We start from the raw sequence: 6,806 nt of genomic DNA, 5'->3' as shown, positions 1-6,806 counted from the left end.
ATGGATTGGATGGATTACTCGGATTAATACAAATTTTTCTCTGCGCGCCTCTGCGCAATCTGCGGGAAACTATTCAAGAGATAATTAAAATACTCAGTTCTTTTTTTTATCACGGATTGCACGGATTACACGGATTAACACAGATTTTTCTTTGCGCGCCTCTGCGCAATCTAGGGGGAACAATTCAGAGGGTAATATTTGATTTAAAATGGACGAAGGAACCTTGAACCTTGAATGTTGAACCTTGAATGTTGAAGCTTGAACCTTGACTGTGCCACTTTAAATCAACCCCAGATCCTTAGCAGTAGCAATTAATTGGGTCACATTTTTAGAGCCGAAGTGGATACGCAACAGACCGATGCGCTTTTCTACCGCACTTAAACTAAAGGGTTTGATGTTGTGCGCTTTTAAGTAGCCCGCAATTTCGTCTTGCACCATGCCTTGGGCGAGTTGTTGCAGTAAATGAATATCGTAATCCTCAATTTCCGTAACGGTCTTACGACTTAAGGCAGCAGATACCTGCGGTGAGACATACACTTTATTTTGCTCTAAGTGGGCCACGGCCATTTCCAATTCCAATAAACCTCTACGACCCTTGCAAACATAAGCCTCAATACCATGCAACCGGATAAGTTTGCGCACCAATGGCAAGCGTTCTTCTACGCTGTAAACGATAATTTTAAGCCCTGGATACTTGAGTTTAAGTGCCAATGCAAGTTCGTCGCCCGACTTAATCTTTTGGGTGCGGTGATCGGTTTTAAAGGACAAATCGGTGATGATTAAATCGTAGGGTTGGTCTGCCTTGATAGCGGCTAAGACTTTTAAATACGCATCGTCGCAGTAATTTACCTGATGTACTTCCGGAATGCCGCGTGTATACAAAATCGAAGAGACCCCTCTATTGATACTCTCCAGATCGTCTGCAATTAAAACCTTTGAAAACATTATATTACTATTTTAACTTGAAACCCTTTACCAGGTTGTGAGTCAAAGGTAATGGTTCCTTTTAAGGCAAAAATGCGGTTTTCCACATTTTGCAAACCATTTTGTTTTTTTAAATGACTACCCACGCCATTATCGCTGTATTTGAATTCGGTTTTCTTGCCTTTTTGATCCACACTTATGGCTACTACGGTTGCCTGACTGTGTTTTTTCATATTGGTCATTAATTCCTGCAACACCCGATAAAGGGCATTTTTCTTGTCTTGAGACACCATATCCCAATTGTGTTTGCTAATGTTGCGATTGATAATGCTTAGTCCGCTGGTTTGATACGAGGCAATTAAATCGTTCAATACCTCACTAAAGGGAAGTTTGGTGTCCAGACTATTAAATTCTTTTGAAATATCACGCGAACGGTTGTAGATAGATTCCAAATCGTCTAACAACAGCTCTGACGGTTCCTCTGCCAATTGCATTTTTACCATGAGTTGGTAGACTTCGTTGGCTACCTCGTCGTGTACTTTTTTAGAAATACGACTTTCGGTAGCGAACACTTCCCGCTGTTTGATTTGTTTGATGCGCATTAAAATATATAAGAATATCAGGATAAAAATAAGCCCTGCTATTAACGCAATTAAAAGGGTTGTTTGCTTTTTACGACGCTCTTTTTCTAACTGAAGTTCGGCGCGTTGCCGGTTAAGTTTTTCTTGGTCTACATCAAAACGCATAGCAGCATATAGGTTTTGAGTCTCTCGGTTGGCCTCATTAATACTATCGCTTATATGTTTGTAGGCCAATACGGTGTCGTCGTTATTAAGTTCCACCAGTAAATTATAAGCTTCCAATAAATAGGCTGTACTGTTTAATGCTTTGGCTATCTCAAGACATTTTTGGGCGTAAGCTTGTGCTGTTTCGGTTTGGTTTTGCGATTGATAGTAGTACACCAAATGCCGATAGCTCCCAAAAATGCCTTCTTTACTATTTTTAAGTTGGCGCAAACGCAGACCTTCTAATAAGGTTGGCAGGGCATCGCTGCGGTTTTGATCGGTTAGTAAATCGCCATAATTATTAATGGTACGCGCCAAAGCGATGGTGTCACCAATGCCTTTTGCCATAGAAATAATTTGTTTATAATCTGTATCGGCCACTTCAAAATACTCCTGAGCGCGGTTAATATTGGCTATATTGTTTAAAATAGTGATGCTATCGCTTGTGGTAGAAGCGATACGCAGTGCATCGTTAAAATATTGAGTGGCTGTAGCAAATAGTGCTTTATTTTCATAGATTTTGCCCAATTGGTTGTAAATCCCCATTATGCGGTTTGGCACCTCATCGGGTTGCGACTTGAATTTTGTAAGGAGCTGCAAAGCCTCTACGCTTTGTATTTCACTATCGCTCAAATTACCCAATTTAAAAGCGGCAATCGCCATCATACGTATGGCATCTACAGCTGCAATTGTGTCGCCCTGTTGCAACAAGATTTCCTTTTGTTGCGCGAAATGAAAATACCCCTGCGGTAAATGCGAAGATTGTTTGGGTAATAAAACTGCATCACGTGGCGAAAAGCTATCCTTGCTATTTTGTTGCGCCAAGGAACAGCCAACAAAACAGAGAAGGAAAAGGGCGTACCATCTGCGTTGATTCATGGCCTCTAAAATAAGCATAAGATTATTAGAAAAATAGGAAATACACTCTAATTTAATTAACCATATAGTAAGGCTAAAATCGTAATGAAAGCAATAATATTGATAAAAATATGCAAGGCTGTAGCCATGTGAAATCCTTTCTTTTGCGCATGGGTGTCATTAGTTTCGAAGTAATAATTGATAAGAAATCCACAAATAAACCATACCGCAATCACCACTAAAACGATTAAGGTCATAATTATTAAGTTTAGGTTTGTTCTCCCTCAGACATAGTCTGCATTACTACAGTTTTATAAAACACTAAAGTAAAGCCTGAACAGAAACCAACTTTACGGAAAACCGTAAAAGCAATAAATTTTTTAAGCAATAAACAGATTGAAGATAATAGTTGAGAAGAAATGCCTGCAAATTTTTGGTATTTAATACCCCCTAAAATTGAAATTGAGCATTTGTTTTATTTTGATATAAATTTCTGGATACAAATTTTGAAACTCGTTGGGCGTTTCAATAAACGTTTCAATTAATACTGCCAAGAACTCAAATTGGTTGGTATGGGCGTAGGCACGCAAATAGTCGGATCCCATTAAGTTATTGCGATAATGATGGTTGTCATTTAAAAATTTGGCGAGTTCGTTATACGAATCCAAAAAAATAGCCGCACTTGAACTTTTACTACGTTTTCTAAGATAATTAAAATGAATGGCATGGACGGTTTCGTGAATGGCTAGGTTGATATTGTCGTCGTGGATTTCATAACCTTCCACCACATGTTTCCATGAAAACACTAGTGCCCGATAGGCAGGATTAAATTCACCTTTGTGATACACTTCATTGGTTGTTGAAAAATAAGCATCGGGATAAATAAGCACTTTATTTAATAATGGAAGCTTATAGTCTCTAAGTCCGAAGGTTATTTTGGTAGCCGTGGCAGCAATTACTACTTTCATTTCATCGGTCACCAAAACGCCCTTACCAATAAATTGTTTGTTGTCTATAAAGCGTTGCGTCCTATGCTCAAAATTCTTTTGTTGACGGTGATTGAGTCTTTGATAAAAATTGAATTGCTTTCTGAGAAAATAAGCATAGCGCGGATCTAGATGACGCTTTTTAAAATAGATGTGGTTAAAGAACAACTGTTTGTTGATGTATTCTACATAGGCCATTTCAAAAAACAAAAAAAGCTTATAAATAATTAAGCCTCCTATAAACAGGGTCAATAACACAACCATCACCGCAACAAAGTTATCTTCTAGGTTTTGTTCCAATACCATAACTGTTCTCATGGGCTAAATCTACTAAAAAAGCTTAAAGGAATTTCTATTAAATTTTATGATGGTTTAGAGGCGATGTGATTGGCATGGCATGTGTTTGATTAGAAACTATGTCCTAGAAACAATATGATGCCATGGTGTGGTAGCAAATTACTACGTCCACCACTCGATAGCATCGCGCGGTAGCGGAGTGACTTGTGACTTTAGCACACCTATCCTTTTCTCTAGAACATGCTTATAGGCATTCTTCATATCATTTGATAAGAACGATTTGTCGATCCAATTCTCTATTTCAGACAATTTATCGGGTATCCTTTTAAAAGCGCCATTTATTTGTTTGGGCGACAAACCCAATCCCTTACCGAACCCTAAAAAATGTTCTGTCTTGAGCTTTCTTTTCTTACCGTTCAAGGTAAGTGCGAGCTCCTCGTCATCTTTTGGGTTTATAATCGATGCGTTTAACAAATCGTATGCAGGGGATAAAGTCCAGCCAATAGTGTCTTTAATCATCGAAAAATTTTTCAAATGCATATCGTTGTTTCCAGTAATAAACGAAAAAATTACCAATTCAAAATACAGGACTTTATCAAGAAGCGTGTTACTTGAATATTGGTCAATGGCGTTACCAATTTTTTCCATAGAACTTTTGTATTTATCAGAAGCCTCGGTAATTTGGAACATATCCAACATATGTATTTTTTCACCTTTCGAAGTCCTATCTATACGCCTGGTAATATAGGAGAGTTCTCCTGAAGCTATTCTAATTAGAGAAGAAGGGACGACCCTTATACCCAAGACTTCTGCTATTTTCATAGTCACATGCTCATTTTCGGGCATTTCACAAAACCGTTCAGAAGGTGGCTTAAGTATGAACTCACCTCCTAAAGCGCCTAGAACCGTTAATCGTGTATCAGATTTTTTTTTAGCGTTGCGAATTAAAGACATAGACAACTTTGGTTGGACACCTGGGACAGCAACACTTCGTTCTACTATATTTTTAGCCAACTCGTCCATTTGGCTCAATGAATAGGGTATTTTTGGCGCTGTAGATGTTCCAAAAAATTTCAAAGCGCACTCATCGTGAAAGTCTTTCGCATTAGCTGTGGCGCCATAACAATACAAGCACTTATTCTTCATCACTTTTGGGTATTGGTTCAACACTTACCGCCCCTATGCAATTATGACAACATGCGAGCAGTAGACCCATTCGATCATTCTTGCTAATTTTCCAGTTATCGGTTGCTATATTCAACAACCATCCTTCAGGTATCAATCCCTCAAAAAAAGGAAATAGTCTTTTGTCTGTATAGGGTGTACTCGTAACAGGCATAACAAAGGTTATGAAATCATCAGGGAAATCCTCAACATATTTATTATCATACTGAAAAATATACTCACCGTCATTTGTTTCTGTAATTACTCCAGCTAAATTATCTTTGTAATATACGTAACCCTGTCTCATTTATGAGGCCTTTTTAACTTCAATGGCGCCAACTCATGTCCAAACATATTTAAGACCAAGTTTACCTTTTCCATATTCAAATTGGTTTTTCCCTGCTCAATTTTTCTAACAACTGTTAGCGCGACTCCTGCACGCTGGGCAAATTCCTCTTGCGTCAGGTTGACACTTTTTCTTCTCTCTTTTACAAATTCTGATAAATAGCTCATTATATGTATTAAAATATAATTTTAACGAATATAGTAAAATTATATGTAATAAAATATAATAATACATTATAGCTTATTCATATATGTTTAAACATATATTATTTTGAAATTTAGATTTGAATAAATTGAAGGTTTTAGGATTAGCGCGCTCATCCCTGAGTGCTCACGCCTGCAAATAGGGAAAGCCACAGCCCCAACAGGGGTAGCAAATTACTTTTACTTACTTCCACCACGCGATAGAATCGCGCGGTAGCGGAGTGACTTGTGACTTTAGCACACCTATCCTTTTCACTTTTCTCTAGATCATGCTTATAGGCATTCTTCATTACTACTTCCACCACGCGATAGAATCGCGCGGCAGCGGAGTTCTGTTTTTTTACAACGCTTACAAAAGCTGGGCTTAAAATTAATCTATCGAAACGGGATTAGCTTGCGCTCATCCCTGATTGCTCACGTCTGCAAATAAGTAAAACCACAGCCCCCAACCTTGTTGAGGGCTGTTAGGTTCTGTTTTTTTACAACGCTTACAAAAGCTGGGCTTTTGACGCGGTGTAAAAAAACAGAACCGCCCCCAACTGCGTTGGGGGCGGTTTTACCTGCTTGATGTGACCGCGGAGGGATTCAAACCCCCAACCCTCAGAGCCGAAATCTGATGCGCTATTCAATTGCGCCACGCGGCCATTTGCCTTTAAAAAAAGGCATCTCTTTATATTTTTATAATTAAGACAACCTGGCCTTAACTATCATCGAAATAGTCTTACCATCCGCTTTACCTGCTAATGCACTTGAAGCCAATCCCATTACTTTACCCATATCTTTCATGCCTGAAGCACCAGTGTAAGCGATGATGGCATCCACTTCTTTGGCAATGGCTTCTTCGCTTAATTGTTCTGGTAAAAATTGACTAATTATAGCTGCTTGTGCTAATTCTGGTTCGGCTAAATCTAAACGATTCTGCTCAGTAAAAATTGTTGCACTGTCTTTACGTTGTTTTACGAGTTTTGATAAAATTTTTATCTCGTCTTCCTCTGTAAGGGTGTCTTGGGTACCCGAGGTTTGAGCTAATAACAATTCTGATTTTACTGCTCTAAGAGCAGCAAGTGCTGTTTGATCTTTTTCCTTCATGGCCGTTTTCATGGCTGTCATAATCTTATCCTGTAAACTCATGATGTACTAATTTTCATTTTGAGTTGCGAAGATAATAAGAAATTAGGTTCTGATAACTCTGCTTTTGGTATAAAAACAAAAACCTGAGCAACATTTGAGTTACTCAGGTTTG

The 6,806-nt window shown here is 38.5% G+C and carries 8 protein-coding genes and 1 tRNA gene; all 9 read right to left on the bottom strand.

Annotation, left to right across the window (positions count from 1 at the left end):
- Positions 1 to 279: 279 nt before the first annotated feature.
- The gene (locus V7Z48_RS07885; protein ID WP_334112863.1) at positions 280 to 882 is read right to left on the bottom strand and encodes a response regulator; all 603 of its coding nucleotides are present in this window, start codon (positions 880 to 882) and stop codon (positions 280 to 282) included.
- A 62-nt stretch (positions 883 to 944) separates the two neighbouring features.
- Complete coding sequence (locus tag V7Z48_RS07880) at positions 945 to 2,606, bottom strand: tetratricopeptide repeat-containing sensor histidine kinase (RefSeq protein WP_334112862.1); 1,662 nt, start codon at positions 2,604 to 2,606, stop codon at positions 945 to 947.
- A 38-nt stretch (positions 2,607 to 2,644) separates the two neighbouring features.
- Positions 2,645 to 2,824, bottom strand: coding sequence for a hypothetical protein (locus V7Z48_RS07875; RefSeq protein ID WP_334112861.1), 180 nt, complete (start codon positions 2,822 to 2,824; stop codon positions 2,645 to 2,647).
- A 183-nt stretch (positions 2,825 to 3,007) separates the two neighbouring features.
- The gene (locus V7Z48_RS07870; protein ID WP_334112860.1) at positions 3,008 to 3,871 is read right to left on the bottom strand and encodes a zinc-dependent peptidase; all 864 of its coding nucleotides are present in this window, start codon (positions 3,869 to 3,871) and stop codon (positions 3,008 to 3,010) included.
- Between the two features lie 141 nt (positions 3,872 to 4,012).
- Complete coding sequence (locus V7Z48_RS07865) at positions 4,013 to 4,996, bottom strand: HipA domain-containing protein (protein ID WP_334112859.1); 984 nt, start codon at positions 4,994 to 4,996, stop codon at positions 4,013 to 4,015.
- On the bottom strand, positions 4,986 to 5,321 hold the full coding sequence (locus V7Z48_RS07860; RefSeq protein WP_334112858.1) for a HipA N-terminal domain-containing protein: 336 nt from the start codon (positions 5,319 to 5,321) through the stop codon (positions 4,986 to 4,988). Before V7Z48_RS07860 ends, V7Z48_RS07865 begins: the two co-directional genes overlap by 11 nt.
- Entirely contained in the window at positions 5,318 to 5,527 is a 210-nt protein-coding gene (locus V7Z48_RS07855; protein ID WP_334112857.1) for a helix-turn-helix domain-containing protein, read from the bottom strand. Before V7Z48_RS07855 ends, V7Z48_RS07860 begins: the two co-directional genes overlap by 4 nt.
- A gap of 606 nt (positions 5,528 to 6,133) precedes the next feature.
- Positions 6,134 to 6,207: transfer RNA gene (locus V7Z48_RS07850), tRNA-Arg, on the bottom strand.
- Positions 6,208 to 6,247: 40 nt separating this feature from the next.
- Positions 6,248 to 6,694 (bottom strand): GatB/YqeY domain-containing protein, encoded by a 447-nt coding sequence (locus V7Z48_RS07845; protein ID WP_334112856.1) that lies wholly within the window; start codon positions 6,692 to 6,694, stop codon positions 6,248 to 6,250.
- Positions 6,695 to 6,806 lie beyond the last annotated feature (112 nt).

Origin of the sequence: Paucihalobacter sp. (assembly GCF_036825875.1) — a bacterium.
Lineage (GTDB): Bacteria > Bacteroidota > Bacteroidia > Flavobacteriales > Flavobacteriaceae > Paucihalobacter.
This window is presented reverse-complemented; position numbering and strand designations above follow the sequence as displayed.